Origin of the sequence: Planotetraspora mira, from assembly GCF_016863275.1 — a bacterium.
Classification (GTDB): domain Bacteria; phylum Actinomycetota; class Actinomycetes; order Streptosporangiales; family Streptosporangiaceae; genus Planotetraspora; species Planotetraspora mira.
On the sequence record NZ_BOOO01000001.1, the window covers coordinates 133,972 to 148,403 of the forward strand.

At 71.0% G+C, this 14,432-nt stretch carries 15 protein-coding genes; 4 read left to right on the top strand and 11 right to left on the bottom strand.

Going from position 1 to position 14,432, the window contains the following annotated elements; genetic code table 11:
* Positions 1-4: 4 nt before the first annotated feature.
* The 10 genes from hisF to Pmi06nite_RS00670 form a co-directional block, all read right to left on the bottom strand.
* Complete coding sequence (hisF, locus tag Pmi06nite_RS00625; RefSeq protein ID WP_203950783.1) at positions 5-775, bottom strand: imidazole glycerol phosphate synthase subunit HisF; 771 nt, start codon at positions 773-775, stop codon at positions 5-7.
* Positions 772-1,179 carry a RidA family protein gene (locus Pmi06nite_RS00630; protein WP_203950784.1) on the bottom strand — a complete coding sequence of 136 codons (408 nt, stop codon included), beginning with the start codon at positions 1,177-1,179 and terminating at the stop codon, positions 772-774. Before Pmi06nite_RS00630 ends, hisF begins: the two co-directional genes overlap by 4 nt.
* Positions 1,176-1,901, bottom strand: coding sequence for a bifunctional 1-(5-phosphoribosyl)-5-((5-phosphoribosylamino)methylideneamino)imidazole-4-carboxamide isomerase/phosphoribosylanthranilate isomerase PriA (gene priA, locus Pmi06nite_RS00635; RefSeq protein WP_203950785.1), 726 nt, complete (start codon positions 1,899-1,901; stop codon positions 1,176-1,178). Before priA ends, Pmi06nite_RS00630 begins: the two co-directional genes overlap by 4 nt.
* 3 nt (positions 1,902-1,904) lie before the next feature.
* Positions 1,905-2,252: a hypothetical protein gene (locus Pmi06nite_RS00640; RefSeq protein ID WP_203950786.1), complete on the bottom strand. Its 348-nt coding sequence runs from the start codon at positions 2,250-2,252 to the stop codon at positions 1,905-1,907.
* Between the two features lie 34 nt (positions 2,253-2,286).
* A complete protein-coding gene (gene hisH, locus Pmi06nite_RS00645; RefSeq protein WP_203950787.1) occupies positions 2,287-2,925 on the bottom strand; it encodes an imidazole glycerol phosphate synthase subunit HisH in 639 nt (212 codons plus the stop codon).
* Complete coding sequence (locus Pmi06nite_RS00650; RefSeq protein WP_203950788.1) at positions 2,916-3,068, bottom strand: CG2302 family histidine operon protein; 153 nt, start codon at positions 3,066-3,068, stop codon at positions 2,916-2,918. Before Pmi06nite_RS00650 ends, hisH begins: the two co-directional genes overlap by 10 nt.
* Positions 3,068-3,667: an imidazoleglycerol-phosphate dehydratase HisB gene (hisB, locus tag Pmi06nite_RS00655; RefSeq protein WP_203950789.1), complete on the bottom strand. Its 600-nt coding sequence runs from the start codon at positions 3,665-3,667 to the stop codon at positions 3,068-3,070. Before hisB ends, Pmi06nite_RS00650 begins: the two co-directional genes overlap by 1 nt.
* Positions 3,664-4,737 carry a histidinol-phosphate transaminase gene (locus Pmi06nite_RS00660; protein WP_203950790.1) on the bottom strand — a complete coding sequence of 358 codons (1,074 nt, stop codon included), beginning with the start codon at positions 4,735-4,737 and terminating at the stop codon, positions 3,664-3,666. Before Pmi06nite_RS00660 ends, hisB begins: the two co-directional genes overlap by 4 nt.
* Positions 4,734-6,041, bottom strand: a complete 1,308-nt coding sequence (hisD, locus tag Pmi06nite_RS00665; RefSeq protein ID WP_203950791.1) for a histidinol dehydrogenase — start codon at positions 6,039-6,041, stop codon at positions 4,734-4,736. The genes Pmi06nite_RS00660 and hisD overlap by 4 nt, the downstream gene beginning before the upstream one ends.
* 186 nt (positions 6,042-6,227) lie before the next feature.
* On the bottom strand, positions 6,228-7,532 hold the full coding sequence (locus tag Pmi06nite_RS00670) for an RICIN domain-containing protein (RefSeq protein ID WP_203950792.1): 1,305 nt from the start codon (positions 7,530-7,532) through the stop codon (positions 6,228-6,230).
* A gap of 176 nt (positions 7,533-7,708) precedes the next feature.
* Here Pmi06nite_RS00670 and ybaK point away from each other — a divergent pair, with 176 nt between their 5' ends.
* Together ybaK and Pmi06nite_RS00680 are read left to right on the top strand one after the other, a co-directional pair.
* On the top strand, positions 7,709-8,206 hold the full coding sequence (gene ybaK, locus Pmi06nite_RS00675) for a Cys-tRNA(Pro) deacylase (protein ID WP_239094491.1): 498 nt from the start codon (positions 7,709-7,711) through the stop codon (positions 8,204-8,206).
* An 82-nt stretch (positions 8,207-8,288) separates the two neighbouring features.
* Positions 8,289-9,710, top strand: coding sequence for an amidase (locus Pmi06nite_RS00680; protein ID WP_203950793.1), 1,422 nt, complete (start codon positions 8,289-8,291; stop codon positions 9,708-9,710).
* Here Pmi06nite_RS00680 and Pmi06nite_RS00685 read toward each other — a convergent pair.
* Positions 9,686-10,174 (bottom strand): hypothetical protein, encoded by a 489-nt coding sequence (locus Pmi06nite_RS00685; protein WP_203950794.1) that lies wholly within the window; start codon positions 10,172-10,174, stop codon positions 9,686-9,688. The genes Pmi06nite_RS00680 and Pmi06nite_RS00685 overlap by 25 nt on opposite strands.
* Before the next feature lie 77 nt (positions 10,175-10,251).
* Between Pmi06nite_RS00685 and murA the strand changes: the two genes are divergently transcribed.
* Entirely contained in the window at positions 10,252-11,574 is a 1,323-nt protein-coding gene (gene murA / locus Pmi06nite_RS00690) for a UDP-N-acetylglucosamine 1-carboxyvinyltransferase (protein WP_239094493.1), read from the top strand.
* A gap of 51 nt (positions 11,575-11,625) precedes the next feature.
* Complete coding sequence (locus Pmi06nite_RS00695) at positions 11,626-14,289, top strand: transglycosylase domain-containing protein (protein WP_203950795.1); 2,664 nt, start codon at positions 11,626-11,628, stop codon at positions 14,287-14,289.
* Positions 14,290-14,432 lie beyond the last annotated feature (143 nt).

A 14,432-nucleotide genomic window follows, 5' to 3' on the forward strand; every position in this document is an offset into this window, starting at 1 on the left:
GCCTTCAGCGGACGGGATGGCCCGCGGACCGCAGCGTCTCCTTCACCTCGTGGATCTTGAGCTGGCCGAAGTGGAACACCGACGCGGCGAGCACGGCGTCGGCCCCGGCCTCGACGGCCGGCGCGAAGTCCTCCAGCCTCCCCGCGCCGCCCGAGGCGATCACCGGGACCGTCACGGCCGCGCGGACGGCTCTGAGCATCTCCAGGTCGTAGCCCGACTTGGTGCCGTCGCCGTCCATCGAGTTGAGCAGGATCTCCCCCACACCGAGCTCCTGGCCCCGCGCGGCCCACTCGACGGCGTCGAGCCCCGTGCCGCGGCGTCCGCCGTGGGTGGTCACCTCGAAGCCGGACGGCGTGGGCGGGCCGTCGACGACCCTGCGGGCGTCGACGGACAACACCACGCACTGGGAGCCGAACCGCCGCGACGCCTCGGTGAGCAGTTCGGGCCGCGCGATGGCCGCGGTGTTGATGCCCACCTTGTCGGCGCCGGCGCGCAGCATGCGGTCCACGTCCTCGACCGCCCGGATCCCCCCGCCGACGGTCAGCGGGATGAACACCTGCTCCGCCGTACGGCGGACCACGTCGAGCATGGTCTCCCGCTCGCCCGAAGACGCGGTGATGTCGAGAAATGTCAGCTCATCCGCGCCTTCGGCGTCGTAGCGGCGGGCGAGCTCGACCGGGTCCCCCGCATCACGCAGGTTCTCGAAGTTGACGCCCTTGACCACCCGCCCGGCGTCCACGTCCAGGCAGGGGATGACCCGCACCGCGACCGTCATGGCGACCGCTCCCCCCGGTAGGCCTCGACCTCGACCTCTACCAGCATGCGGGAGTCCACCAGGCCGGCGACCTGGACACTCGTGCAGGCCGGCCGTACGGTCCCGAACACCTCGCCGTGCGCGCGGCCGACGGCCTCGAAGTCGGCGGCGTTCACGACGTAGAGGCGCGTGCGGACGACCTCGGCGACCGAGACCCCCGCCTTCTCCACCGCGTCGAGGGCGATGGAGATCGCCGTCAGCGTCTGGTTGTAGGCGTCGCCGACGTGCTGGATCTCCCCGCCGACGGTGGCGGTGCAGCCGGACACGTGGATGTGGGGGCCCGCGACGACCGCGCGGGCGTAGCCGTACCGGTCCTCCCAGGGACCGCCGGAGGAGATCCGGGTGAAGGTGACACGCTCGTTCATCGCGCGCTCACCGCCGCGAGCGCCTCTTCCAGCGTGAACGCCTGGGCGTACAGCGCCTTGCCGACGATGGCGCCCTCGACGCCCTCGGGGACGAGGGTGGCCAGCGCGCGGAGGTCGTCGAGCGAGGAGACGCCGCCGCTGGCGATCACGGGCCGGTCGGTCCTGGCGCAGACCTCGCGGAGCAGATCGAGGTTGGGACCGCGCAACGTGCCGTCCTTGGTCACGTCGGTGACGACGTAGCGGGGGCAGCCCTCGGACTCCAGACGGTCGAGGACCTCCCACAGGTCGCCGCCCTCCTGGGTCCAGCCGCGTGCGGCGAGGGTGGTCCCCCGGACGTCGAGGCCCACCGCGATCTTGTCGCCGTGCTCAGCGATGATCTTGGCGCACCAGGCGGGGTCCTCCAGGGCGGCCGTGCCGATGTTGACACGGCGGCAGCCCGTGGACAGCGCGGCGTCGAGCGAGGCGTCGTCACGGATGCCCCCCGACAACTCGACCCGCACGTCCAGGGCGCCGACGACGGAGGCGAGCAACTCGCGGTTGTCACCTCGGCCGAACGCCGCGTCCAGGTCGACCAGATGGATCCACTCCGCACCGGCCTCCTGCCAGGCCAGCGCCGCGGCGAGCGGATCCCCGTACGAGGTCTCCGTCCCCGCCTCACCTTGCACCAGGCGGACCGCCTGGCCGTCCGCGACGTCCACAGCAGGGAGCAATACGAGCGACATTGGTCACGACCTCCGGTCGAAGACGATGGTGACGAGCACGGGGATCAGAAGTGTGGAGAAGATCAGGACGCCGAGCCGGGCCATCCAGCCGTCGAGCAGGAGCCAGGCGAGCACCTGGACGATGAACCACAGCAGCGCGAGAACGCCGTTCTCCGTGCGGCGCCTTCGCGCGAGCCTGCCCTGCTGCCGGGCCACCCGGGCCACCCGGACCGGCCGCGGCAACACCGCGGTGACGCGGCCGCGCAACTCGCGCCGCCTGGCCGCTCTGGCCTCACGCACGGCGCGAGCGGCGGCGAGGCGCTCGCGCTCGGCTTCGCGCTCCGCCCTCCGCCTGGCCCGCTCCTTGCTCATCCTGTCTCCCGTCCCGCCCTACGGCTAGCCCGGCTCACAACGTGCGCAGCCAGTTGCCCAGCAGCGCGGCTCCGGCGTCGCCGGACTTCTCGGGGTGGAACTGGGTGGCCATCAGGGGCCCGTTCTCCACGGCCGCGACGAACGGCACGCCGTGCTCGGCCCAGGTGACCAGCGGCTGGTTGAAGCCGGGGCCGGCCGTGAGCCTCCAGTCGCGCACGCCGTAGGAGTGGACGAAGTAGAAGCGGGTGCCCGCGTCGAGGCCGTCGAACAGCACGCTGCCGGCCGGCGGGGCGACCGTGTTCCAGCCCATGTGCGGGAGCACGGGCGCGTCGAGGCGCTCGACGGTGCCGGGCCACTCGCCGCAGCCCTCGGTGTGGACGCCGTGCTCGACGCCCTTCTCGAACAGGATCTGCATCCCGACGCAGATTCCGAGCACCGGGCGCCCGCCCGCGAGCCTGCGGCCCACGATCTGGTCGCCGCGCACGCTCTTGAGACCCTCCATGCAGGCGGAGAAGGCCCCGACGCCGGGAACGACCAGGCCGTCGGCCTCCAGCGCGGCATCCCAGTCGGCGGTCACCGTCACGTCGGCGCCCACCCGGGCCAGCGCGCGCTCCGCCGAGCGGAGGTTGCCCGATCCGTAGTCGAGGACCACGACACGTCTGCCTACTGCCACCACATCACCCCTGCCGTGATCGCCAGCGCGGCCGCGACGCCGGTCAGCGCCGCGAGCACCTTCAGTCTCTGCCGTATGGCGGAGTAGACCCCTCCGAGGAGGAAGAGCCCAATGAAGATCATGCCACCCGAGGCGAAGGTCATCAGAGAACGCCCTTGGTGCTCGGCACGCCGGTCGCGCGAGGGTCCCGCTCCGAGGCCTCACGCAGGGCCCGGGCCAAGGCCTTGAACTGCGCCTCGACGATGTGGTGGGCGTTTCGCCCGTACGGCACGTGCACGTGGAGGCAGACCGCCGCCTGGGCGACGAACGACTCCAGGATGTGCCGCGTCATGCTCGTGTCGTAGTCCGGGCCGATCATCGGGGCCATGCCCTCGGGCTCGGTGTGCACGAGGTACGGCCGGCCGGAGAGGTCGACCGTGACCTGGGCCAGCGCCTCGTCGAGGGGGCACGACGCGTTGCCGAAGCGGCGGATGCCCGACTTGTCGCCGAGTGCCTCGCGGAACGCCGCGCCCAGCGCGATCGAGGTGTCCTCGATCGTGTGGTGCGCGTCGATGTGCAGATCGCCCTCGGTCTTCACGGTCAGGTCGAACAGGCCGTGCTTGCCCAGTTGGGCGAGCATGTGGTCGTAGAAGCCGACACCGGTCGCGACGTCGACGACACCGGTGCCGTCGAGGTCGATCTCGACCAGCACCGAGGTCTCCTTGGTGCTGCGCTCGACCCGGCCACGGCGTACGTCACTCATCCGAGGACCCCTTCCAGGGCGGCCCGGAAGGCCGCCATCTCGTCCTTTGTCCCGATCGACACGCGGAGCCAGCCCGCCGGGCCGGTCTCCCTGATCAGAACGCCCTGCTCAAGCAGCCCCTCCCATACGGCGCGCCGGTCCGGAAACCTACCGAATAGCACGAAGTTGGCATCCGAGTCAGCGACCGCCAGGCCACGGTGCCGTAGCCACGCGACCGTCTCGTCCCGCTCTGCCCGCAGTGTCCCGACGGTCGCGAGCAACTCCTCGCGATGTGCCAGGGCCACCCGGGCGGCGGCCTGGGTCAGGGTCGACAGATGGTACGGCAGGCGGACCAGCAGCATGGCGTCGACCACGGCCGGGTCGGCCGCCAGATACCCGAGCCGCGTGCCCGCCATGGCGAACGCCTTGGACATGGTCCGCGTGACGATCAGGCGGGGGTTGCCCGGCAGCAGGCTGAGGGCCGACGGCGTGCCCGCCCTCGCGAACTCGGCGTACGCCTCGTCGACCACGACCATCCCCGGGGCCGCGGCGGTGATCTGCTCGATCACGCCGAGGGGCAGTGCCGTACCGGTCGGGTTGTTCGGCGAGGTCAGGAAGACGACGTCGGGACGGTGCGTCTCGATGGCCTGGACGGCGTGGCCGACGTCGATCGAGAAGTCCTCGTCGCGGGCGCCCTCGACCCACCGGGTGTTCGTGCCGCCCGCGATGATCGGGTGCATGGAGTAGGACGGCTCGAACCCGATGGCCGAACGCCCCGGGCCGCCGAACGCCTGGAGGATCTGCTGGATGATCTCGTTCGACCCGTTGGCCGCCCACAACTGCCGGGCGGTGAGGCCGTGGCCGAGGTAGTCGGCGAGGTCCTTGCGCAGGTCGACCGCGTCCCTGTCGGGGTAGCGGTTGAGCGTGGCCGCCCCGTGCCGCACGGCCCGCGCGAGGTCGTCGATCAGCGCGGCCGACGGCGGGTGGGGGTTCTCGTTGGTGTTGAGCTGGACGGGCACGTCGAGTTGCGGCGCGCCGTAGGGCTGCTTGCCGCGCAGGTCGTCGCGGATCGGCAGGTCGTCGAGTGTCATGAGGGCACTTCCCAGTCGAACCGGGCACGAATGGCGGCGCCGTGGGCGGGCAGGTCTTCGGCGTCCGCCAGCGCGCACACGTACGGCGCCGCCTCGGCGAGGGCCTCACGGGTGTAGTCGACGACGTGGATGCCGCGCAGGAACGTCTGCACGGACAGCCCCGACGAGTGGCAGGCGCACCCGCCGGTCGGCAGCACGTGGTTGGAGCCCGCCATGTAGTCGCCGAGCGACACCGGCGCATAGGGCCCGATGAAGATCGCCCCGGCGTTGCGGACACGGGCGGCGACCTCACGCGCGTCCGCCGTCTGGATCTCCAGGTGCTCGGCGGCGTAGGCGTCCACGACCTCGAGGCCGTCGCCGACGCTCGAGACGAGCACGATGCCGGACTGGCGGCCCGAGAGGGCCTCGGTGATCCGCTCGGAATGGCGGGTGGCGGCGATCTGGCCGGGAAGCTCCTTGTCGACCGCGTCGGCGAGCTCCGCGCTCGTCGTGACCAGCACCGCGGCGGCGATCACGTCGTGCTCGGCCTGGCTGATCAGGTCGGCCGCGATGTGGACGGGGTCGGCGGTCTCGTCGGCGAGGATCGCGATCTCCGTCGGGCCGGCCTCGGAGTCGATCCCGATCCGCCCCTTGAGCAGCCGCTTGGCCGCCGCGACCCAGATATTGCCCGGTCCGGTGACCATGTCGGCCCGCGGGCACTCCTCGGTGCCGTAGGCGAACATCGCCACGGCCTGGGCGCCTCCGACGGCGTGGACCTCCTCGACCCCGAGCAGCGCGCAGGCCGCCAGGATCGTCGGGTGCGGCAGACCGCCGAACTCCTTCTGCGCGGGCGAGGTCACCGCGAGCGACCGCACCCCGGCCTCCTGGGCCGGCACGACGTTCATCACCACGCTGGACGGGTAGACGGCCCGGCCGCCCGGCACGTAGAGCCCCACCCGGCCCACCGGCACCCAGCGCTCGGTCACCGAGCCGCCCGGCACGACCTGGGTCGTGGTGTCGGTGCGCCGCTGGTCACGATGGACGAGGCGGGCCCGGCGGATCGACTCCTCAAGGGCGGCGCGCACGGCCGGATCGAGCTCGTCGAGGGCTCGGGAGATCTCCGCGGCGGGGACCCTGGTCGACGCCAGCTCGACCCCGTCGAACCTCGCCGTGAGCTCCCGGACGGCCACCGCGCCACGATGGCGGACGTCCTCACAGATGGGCCGCACCTTCTCCAGGGCGGCCTCGACGTCGAGCTCGGCGCGGGGCAGGACCTCACGCAGGTCGCCGGGCAGCGACCCACGCAGGTCGATACGGGAAATCACCGTCCTAGTCTACGGATGACCAGGGACAGATCCCGTTCTGCCCACTATGCGGGACGCCGTGTTTCGTGGACGGGAACCCGGCGCCCCGAGCTGCGCGATCTTCCACGGCACCTCCTCGGCGCGTCGAGGGGCGGCCGGTCGATGATCTCCCGGCCGCCCTCGGTGTTCACTGTGAGTGCCCGCGGGCTACGCCCTCTGGGACAGCTGGAACGACTGCGCCGCCGTTCCGTTGCACGCGTACTGCTGAAGCTGGATGGAGTCGGCGGCCGAGCCGCCGGGCACGTCCAGGCACTTGCCGCTCAGGCGGTTGACGAAGTGGTAGTACCCGCCGCCTTCCGAGACCGCCTGCCACTGCTGGTTGCCGCCCCCGCCGTACGCCCACAGCTGGAGCGGGGCGCCGTCGGCCGTCGACACGTTGGTCACGTCGATCACCTGGGCGCTGTTGTTGCGGTTGTTCAGCCGGGCGAACCCGCCGCTGGTCGGCTGGACCTGGAACTGCTGGGCGGAGGTGCCGTTGCAGGCGTACTGCTGGATGGCGGTGCCGTTCGCCGAGGCGGCCGCCCGGGCATCCACGCACTTGCCGTTGGCGCGGTTGGCGAGGCTGTACCACGCGGTGGGCGAGATCGTGTCCGGCGGCGGAGGAGGGGCGCTCCCCCCGCCCAGCCACAGCAGGCTGTCGATGACGAACCGGTTCTGGGTGTCACTGGCGAACGTGGACGACAGGCGGGTGTTGGTCGAGTAGTTCATGGCGTTGTGGCCGAAGTTGGCGTACACCATCTTGTAGTTCTTGTTCGTCCACATGATCGGGTAGTAACCGCTGTACCAGGTCTGGTTGGGGTCGGTCCCGACCGGGAAGCTCGACTGGTCGATGGACCCGAGGATCTTGATGTTGGGGTTGTTCCTCAGGTCGTTGTTCCAGCTGTACCACTCGCTCACGGACGAGGTGAACGTGGCGGGCAGGCGCGCCGTCGTGGGATGGCCGGCGCCGCCCTCATTGCGCACGACGACCGATGTGGGGCCCCACGTGTTGGACTTGAAGGCCCCGGTGCCGAGGAACTCGTTGTGGTACCAGGACCAGCTCCCCGGGTTGGTGTTGAACGCCGACACGTGGAACCCCATCCACGCCCCGCCGCCCCGCATGTACTGCTCGAATGCCGACCGCTGGGCGGCGGTCTGCGGCAGGTCGTCCAGGAACATGACCACCTGGTACTGCGCGAGGGTGGCGGCGTTCAGCTGGTTCCAGTCGGTGGTCGAGGTGTAGGAGAAGTTGTTCTGCGCGGCGGCCTGGGGGAACCACTGGTTCGCCTCTTTGGTGAAGTCGATGTGGGCCGCGTCGTAGGTGCCGCTGTAGAAGGCGAGCACCTTGAACTGAGGGGCGGCGGCCGCCCGCGCGGGGTCGTGGGCGGGGACGGCGGAGAGCCCCAGCGCGACGGCGAACACGGCGAGCAGCCGGGTCCACGTGCGCGTCACCCCCATGTCGTGCCTGGTCATGAGCATGATCCTCTGTTCGATGACGAACGTCCGGCAGGAGCGGGGCCCGTCCGCCTACGGGCACGGCGATATCCGGATCAAGGACGATGATCTGTTCTCTGTCGACTTGAGTCAAGTCATGTGAAATGGATGGTAAGGAGATGGGGCCGGCCGCGCGGATCGCTAGTCTGTCCGGCGTGAGCAAGACCAGGAGCAAGGGCGGCCAGGGCACTCCGGCGACGGTCGCCCTCACACAGGCGAAGGCGGAGTTCACCCTCCACCCCTACGATCACGACCCGAACGCCCAGGCGTACGGCGAGGAGGCGGCCGACGCGCTCGGCGTGCCGTACGAGCGGATCTTCAAGACGCTGGTCGCGGAGACGGAGGCGGGCCTCGCCGTCGCGGTGGTACCCGTGGCGGGCAAACTGGACCTGAAGGCCTTCGCGGCGGCGCTCAAGGGGAAGCGGGCGGCGATGGCCGACGCGGTCAAGGTGGAGCGGGTCACCGGCTACGTCGTCGGCGGCATCAGCCCGCTCGGGCAGCGCAAGAAGCTGCCCACGGTGATCGACGAGTCGGCGCTCGGCTTCGAGACCGTCTACTTCTCCGCGGGCCGCAGGGGCCTGCAGATCGAGACGGCCCCCGCCAATCTCGTACGGCTCACGCAGGCGGTCACCGCCCCCATCGCGAAGACCTGAGCCTGTCGACTGTTGCCATCGCCTCCGCCCGCTCCCCCACCCGAGACTCGTAGCTGAAGGACGACGGAACGGGGGCACGAACGTGACCGAACTCGTGGAACTGACCGCGACGGAGATGTCGGCGCTGCTGCGTGAGCGGGCGGTGAGCGCCGTGGAACTCGCCGAGGCGCACCTGAGGCGCATCGACGAGGTCGGCGACCAGGTCAACGCCATCGTCACGCTGGTGGCCGAACAGGCGCTCGACCGGGCAGGGCAGGCCGACGCCGACCTGGCGCGCGGTCACTGGCGCGGCCCGCTGCACGGCCTCCCCGTCGCGCACAAGGATCTGGTCGACACGGCCGGGGTCAGGACGACGTACGGCTCCCGCGTCTTCGCCGGCCACGTGCCCGACCAGGACGACCTGCTCGTGCGCCGGGTCAGGGACGCCGGCGGCATCATGATCGGCAAGACCAACATCCCGGAGTTCGGCACGGGGTCGCACACCGTCAACGAGGTCTTCGGGGCGACCCGCAACCCCTACGACCTGTCCAAGAGCGCGGGCGGCAGCAGCGGCGGCGCCGCGGCCGCGCTGGCGAGCCGCATGGTGCCGCTGGCGGACGGCTCGGACATGGGCGGCTCGCTGCGCAACCCCGCCTCCTTCTGCAACGTGGCGGGGCTGCGGCCGACCCCCGGGCGCGTTGCGTCGGTGTCCACCGAGGCCGCCTGGTACACGCTCAGCGTGTCGGGCCCGATGGCGCGCACGGCGGCCGACCTGGCGCTTTTCATGACCGCCATCGCGGGCTTCGACCCCGCCTCGCCGTACGCGATCAGGGAGGACGGGTCGGTCTTCGCGGGCCCGCTCGAGCGCGACTTCACGGGGGCGCGGATCGCGTTCAGCCCCGACCTCGGCGGGCTGCCCGTCGATCCGGAGACCGCGCGGGTGACCGCGGAGGCCGCGGCCGTGCTGACCGGTCTCGGCGCCAAGGTGGAGCAGGTCGACCTCGACCTGTCCGACGCCGAGGACGCCTTCCGGATCTACCGCTCGTGGTACTACGCGCTGGCGCTGGGCGAACTACCCGAGGCGGGTCCCAACATCACGTGGAACGTGGAACAGGGCCGCAAGGTCACGGGGGCCGACCTCGCCAGGGCCGAGCGGCTGCGCACCGGGCTGTTCCACCGGATGAACGCCTTCTTCGGCGAATACGACTTCCTGATCGCGCCGGTCAGCCAGGTGCCGCCGTTCCCGGTGGAGGATCCGTACGTCCTGGAGATCGACGGCACGCCGATGCCCGACTATCTGGCGTGGATGCGGTCCTGCTACTGGATCAGCGTGCTCCACGCGCCCGCCATGTCGGTGCCCTGCGGTTTCACCTCTGCGGGGCTGCCCGTCGGCGTGCAGATCGTCGGACGGCCGTGGGCCGACTTCGACGTCCTGCAACTGGGCCACGCTTTCGAGCAGGCGAGGGGCACCTGGCGGAGGAAGCCGGACCTCCCGGGCTCTCAGGCCTGTCCCCGCAGCCGGTAGGTCAGCACGAACTCGAGGATCCAGAAGACTCCCGTGGCCACGACCGGCCACGCGAACAGCACGCCGTGCGCGGTCAGGCCGAGCGACGTCGACGTCGTCAACCCGCCGGCGGCGGAGGCCTGGATCGTTCCCTTCGCCGAACTCCCGACGAGTGAGGCGACGTAGGAGGCCAGCAGCCCTCCGCCGGCGACCCCCAGGACGGCGGGCACGGGGCGGGTGCGCGTCAGGAAGTACGCTCCGGCGCCGCAGACGAGGCCGCACACCGCGCCGATGACGGCGAACCAGCCGTCGGCCGCGATGAGCGACTGACCCTCGAGATCCGCCGGCTGCGGCCCCACGTCGGTCAGGACGTACTGGGTGGTGGGCGCCAGCGCCGACCACACGAGACCGGCCACCACCCCCACCACGACCAGCACGAGAACGGTCGCGACCAGCGTCGTCAGATTGCCCCTCAAATGCCGCACCGTCCAGATGGTACCTACATGGTGATCGGGGCAAGCCCCGATACCCTTGCTCCACCAGCCACCGGCGAGGAGTAAGTGTGAGCGTGCAAGGCAATGGCCGCGAAGAGGTGTGGCGGATCGACCCCTCGGGTCCCCTCCGGGGTGACGTCGAGGTGCGCGGGTCCAAGAACGCCGTGTCCAAGCACATGGTCGCGGCCATGTTGGGGAACGGCCCGAGCACGCTGCACAACGCCCCCGAGGTCGGCGAGGTCGGCCTGACGGCGGCCATGCTGGAGGCGCTCGGCATCCATGTGGAGATCACCCCCGGGGAGATCACCATCGAGCGGAGCGACGAGATCAGGCCCCGCGTCCCGGAGGAGTACACCGGGCTCAACCGCATCCCGATCCTGATGCTCGGCCCGCTGCTGCACCTGGCGGGCGAGGCGTTCGTCCCCCTGGTGGGCGGCGACCCGATCGGGCGGCGCCCGGTCAACTTCCACGTCGAGGCGCTGCGGTCGATGGGCGCCGAGATCGAGGTCGGCGAGACCGGGATCACCGCCAAGGCCACGCGCCTGCGCGGAAGCAGGATCACGCTGCCCTACCCGAGTGTCGGCGCCACAGAGACGATCTTGATGACCGCCGTGCTCGCCGAGGGCAAGACAGTCATCAAGGGCGCGGCGATGGAGCCGGAGGTGGTGGAACTCGCGCTGTTCCTCCAGCGGATGGGCGCGATGATCGAGCTCAGCCCGGACCGGCGCATCGTCATCGAGGGCGTGGAGCGCCTGCACGGCGCCTCCACGTGGCTCGCCGGCGACCGCATCGAGGCGTTCTCGTACCTGGTGGCGGGGCTCGTCACGAAGGGCGAGGTGCGGGTGCACGGGTGCCCGCAGGACCGGCTGGTCACCGCCATCACCACCCTCGCGCGGATGGGCGCCCGGTTCGAGATCAACGACGACTGGCTGACGGCCTCGGCCCCGGACGGCCTGCGCGCCGCCGCGGTGCAGACCGACACGCATCCCGGGTTCATGACCGACTGGCAGACGCCGCTGATGGTGCTGTTCACGCGGGCCGAGGGCATGTCGGTGCTGCACGAGACCGTCTTCGAGAACCGGCTGGTCTACGTGCCCGCCCTGCAGAAGATGGGCTGCGAGATCGAGGTCTTCGCGCAGTGCCTGGGCGGTCCGGCCTGCCGCTACCACGACACCAACGCGAAGCATTCCGCCGTGGTCCGCGGCGTGTCCGAGTTGCGCGGCGCCGACGTGACGCTTCCCGACATCCGTGCGGGATTCTCGGCCGTGCTGGCGGCCGCGGTGGCCGAGGGCACCTCCACGCTGCGGGGGGTCAACCACATCGAGCGGGGCTACCACCGGCCGTTCGAGCAGTTCACCTCTCTCGGGCTGAAGATCAGCAGGGGAACGTAAAGTTTTCGCGGCCGGAGTTTGCGACACTCCGCCGCGTCGCACTGTTAACCCGTGACCTCTCGCCTCCTCAGCGCCGCCGTCGCGCTGGGCGTGTCCGGAGCGCTGGGCGGCGTCCTGGTCGCGGGATTGGTCCTGCCGCTGGTGGGCGGGGCCGGGGTCGGCGTGAAGGGGGTCGCGTCCACCTTCACCGACCTGCCCTCGCCTCCCCGCGAGGAACCGCTCCCGGAGATGACCCGGCTGCTCGACCGCAACGGCACGCAGATCGCGCAGTTCTACTACCAGAACCGGCAGTCGGTGCCCCTCTCCCAGGTCGCGCCCGCCATGCAGCAGGCGATCGTCGCGATCGAGGACGCCCGCTTCTACGAGCACGGCGGGCTCGACATCAAGGGCACCCTGCGGGCACTGATCACCAACACGCAGGCCGGCGGGATCAAGCAGGGCGGTTCGTCACTGACCCAGCAACTCGTGAAGAACATCATGCTCACCCAGGCCGAGTCGGAGCACGAGCGTGCGCTCGCCCGGGTCAAGAACATCCAGCGCAAGATCACCGAGTTGCGGTACGCGCTGGCGATGGAGAAGAAGTACACCAAGAAGGAGATCCTGGAGCGCTATCTCAACATCGCCTACTTCGGCGCGGGAGCCTTCGGTGTCCAGGCCGCGGCGCAACGGTTCTTCGACACCGACGCCGCGGATCTGACGCTCGCCCAGGCCGCCACGCTCGCGGGCGCCGTGCGCACGCCGTCCGACACCGACCCCTCCATCGGCGACGAGGAGCAGGCACGGCTGCTGGAGCGGCGCAACATCGTGCTCGACCGGATGGCCGACCTGAAGATGATCACGCCTGCCACGGACAAGTCCACGGCGGCGAGCCCGCTCGGGCTGAACATGCGCGGCGAGCCGGGAGGGTGCGGCGGCAGTGCCTACCCCTTCTTCTGCGTCTACGTGGAGCACGAGGTGCTCACCAACCCGGCCTTCGGCTACACGCGGGCCGACCGGGAGCGCCGCCTTCAAAGAGGCGGGCTCACCCTGTGGACCTCGATCGACCCCGTCGCCCAGAAATCAGCGCAGAAGGCCATCGCCGAACGCGTCAGCCCGAAGGACAACCAGGTCGCCGCCGAGACCATGGTGGAGCCCGGCACCGGGCTGATCAGGGCGATGGCCGCCAGCAAGCGGTACGGCCGCAACCCGCGGAACCGGAACTCCGGCCCGAGCACCACCTACAACCTGGCCGCCGACCGGGCGCACGGCGGCGGCGACGGCTTCCAGGCCGGGTCGACCTTCAAGGCGTTCACCCTGGCCACCGCGCTGTCGCAGGGCTGGCGGTTCGGGGAGGGCTTCCAGACTCCGGGGTCCTTCGTGCCCTCCAGCGGCTTCCGCAACTGCGCGGGCAGGCCGGTGAACGATCCGTCGGCCACGATCTACAACGCGAGCGGAGAGGGCAGCGGCGGGCCGTACAGCCTGGAACTGGGCACCTGGAAGTCGGTCAACATCTTCTACATGAAGCTCGAGCAGGCCGTCGGGTTGTGCAACGTCGTGAAGACGGCCAAGGCCCTCGGCATCACCCGGGCCGACGGCAAGCCGCTGCAGGAGGTCCCCACCTTCACGCTGGGGGTCAACGAGATGGACCCCACCACGGTGTCCGCGGCGTTCGCGACGTTCGCCGCGCGGGGGCGCTACTGCCAGCCCATGGCGATCACCGACATCGTGGAGCGGGACGGGACCCGGACGCAGATACCGCCGAGTTGCACGCAGGCACTCGACCCCGAGGTCGCCGACGCCGTGAACCACGTGCTGTCCGGCGTCTTCACCCAGGGGACGATGCGCGGCCAGTCGATCGGACGCCCGGCGGCCGGCAAGACCGGCACGAACAACGGATACACGTCCGCCTGGTTCGCCGGCTACACGCCCAACCTCGCCGCGGCCGTGAGCGTCGGCGACATCCGCGGTTCCTACCGCTACCCGCTCACGGGCGTCGAGATCGGCGGCCAGTCCTACGGCGCCGTACAGGGCGCCTCCCTTCCCGGGCCGATCTGGGTCGACTCCATGTCCGCGGCACTTCAGCACATCGAGCCGTCCGGATTCGTCCCCCCGGACATGTCCCGGTTCGGCGGAGGCTTCACGCCCGGCCTGAGGGAGTCCCTCGACGAGGAGGACCGGCGCAGAGGCCGGGACGGCGACCGGGGCGCGGACGGGGACAGGGACGGCGGCCGGGGCGCAGACGGGGACAGGGACGGCGGCCGGGACCACGGGGACGGCACCGACCGGGCCACGGGCGAAGGACCCGGCGGCGGAGACGGAGGCACGGAGGCACGGCCACACGGCCGGCACGACGAATGGCCGGACGGCTGGCGGGGCGACCCGCGCGGCGGCCGCCCCGACATCCGGCACGACCGCCGTGGCGCCGGCCCTCGCGCCCACGCGCGCGGAGACCGCCCCGGCCCCTCACACAGGACCACACCCGGGGGGCATCGGGACGTCGGCCGTGCCGTGGCCCCCTCGCCCGGCGACGACGCCGTCAAAGCCACCAGCCCACCGCGAGCCCGCCACGCGGCCCACACCGGCCAACCCCACACCAGTCAGCCCCACACCGGTCCGCCCCATGCCGACCAGGGCCACACCGGTCAGCCCCATGCCGACCAGGCCCACAAACAACCGGCCCCCGCCCACCCTCACCCTCGCCGTGATCATGCACAGGTTCGTGATCACGGCGCCTGACCTGCCCACCCATCGGGCGTGATCATGCACACCTTCGCGATCAAGTCCTCCGACCTGCGCACTCATCCATCGTGATCATGCACAGGCTCGCGATCAACGCCCGCGACCTGCGCGAACGCACGTCGTGATCATGCGCGGCCGGC

What these genes read in the sequence shown, in the direction of transcription:
- hisF (WP_203950783.1), bottom strand. Translation starts at nt 775, where the DNA reads ATGACGGTCGCGGTGCGGGTCATCCCCTGCCTGGACGTGGACGCCGGG.
- Pmi06nite_RS00630 (WP_203950784.1), bottom strand. Translation starts at nt 1,179, where the DNA reads ATGAACGAGCGTGTCACCTTCACCCGGATCTCCTCCGGCGGTCCCTGG.
- priA (WP_203950785.1), bottom strand. Translation starts at nt 1,901, where the DNA reads ATGTCGCTCGTATTGCTCCCTGCTGTGGACGTCGCGGACGGCCAGGCG.
- Pmi06nite_RS00640 (WP_203950786.1), bottom strand. Translation starts at nt 2,252, where the DNA reads ATGAGCAAGGAGCGGGCCAGGCGGAGGGCGGAGCGCGAAGCCGAGCGC.
- Pmi06nite_RS00650 (WP_203950788.1), bottom strand. Translation starts at nt 3,068, where the DNA reads ATGACCTTCGCCTCGGGTGGCATGATCTTCATTGGGCTCTTCCTCCTC.
- hisB (WP_203950789.1), bottom strand. Translation starts at nt 3,667, where the DNA reads ATGAGTGACGTACGCCGTGGCCGGGTCGAGCGCAGCACCAAGGAGACC.
- Pmi06nite_RS00660 (WP_203950790.1), bottom strand. Translation starts at nt 4,737, where the DNA reads ATGACACTCGACGACCTGCCGATCCGCGACGACCTGCGCGGCAAGCAG.
- Pmi06nite_RS00670 (WP_203950792.1), bottom strand. Translation starts at nt 7,532, where the DNA reads ATGACCAGGCACGACATGGGGGTGACGCGCACGTGGACCCGGCTGCTC.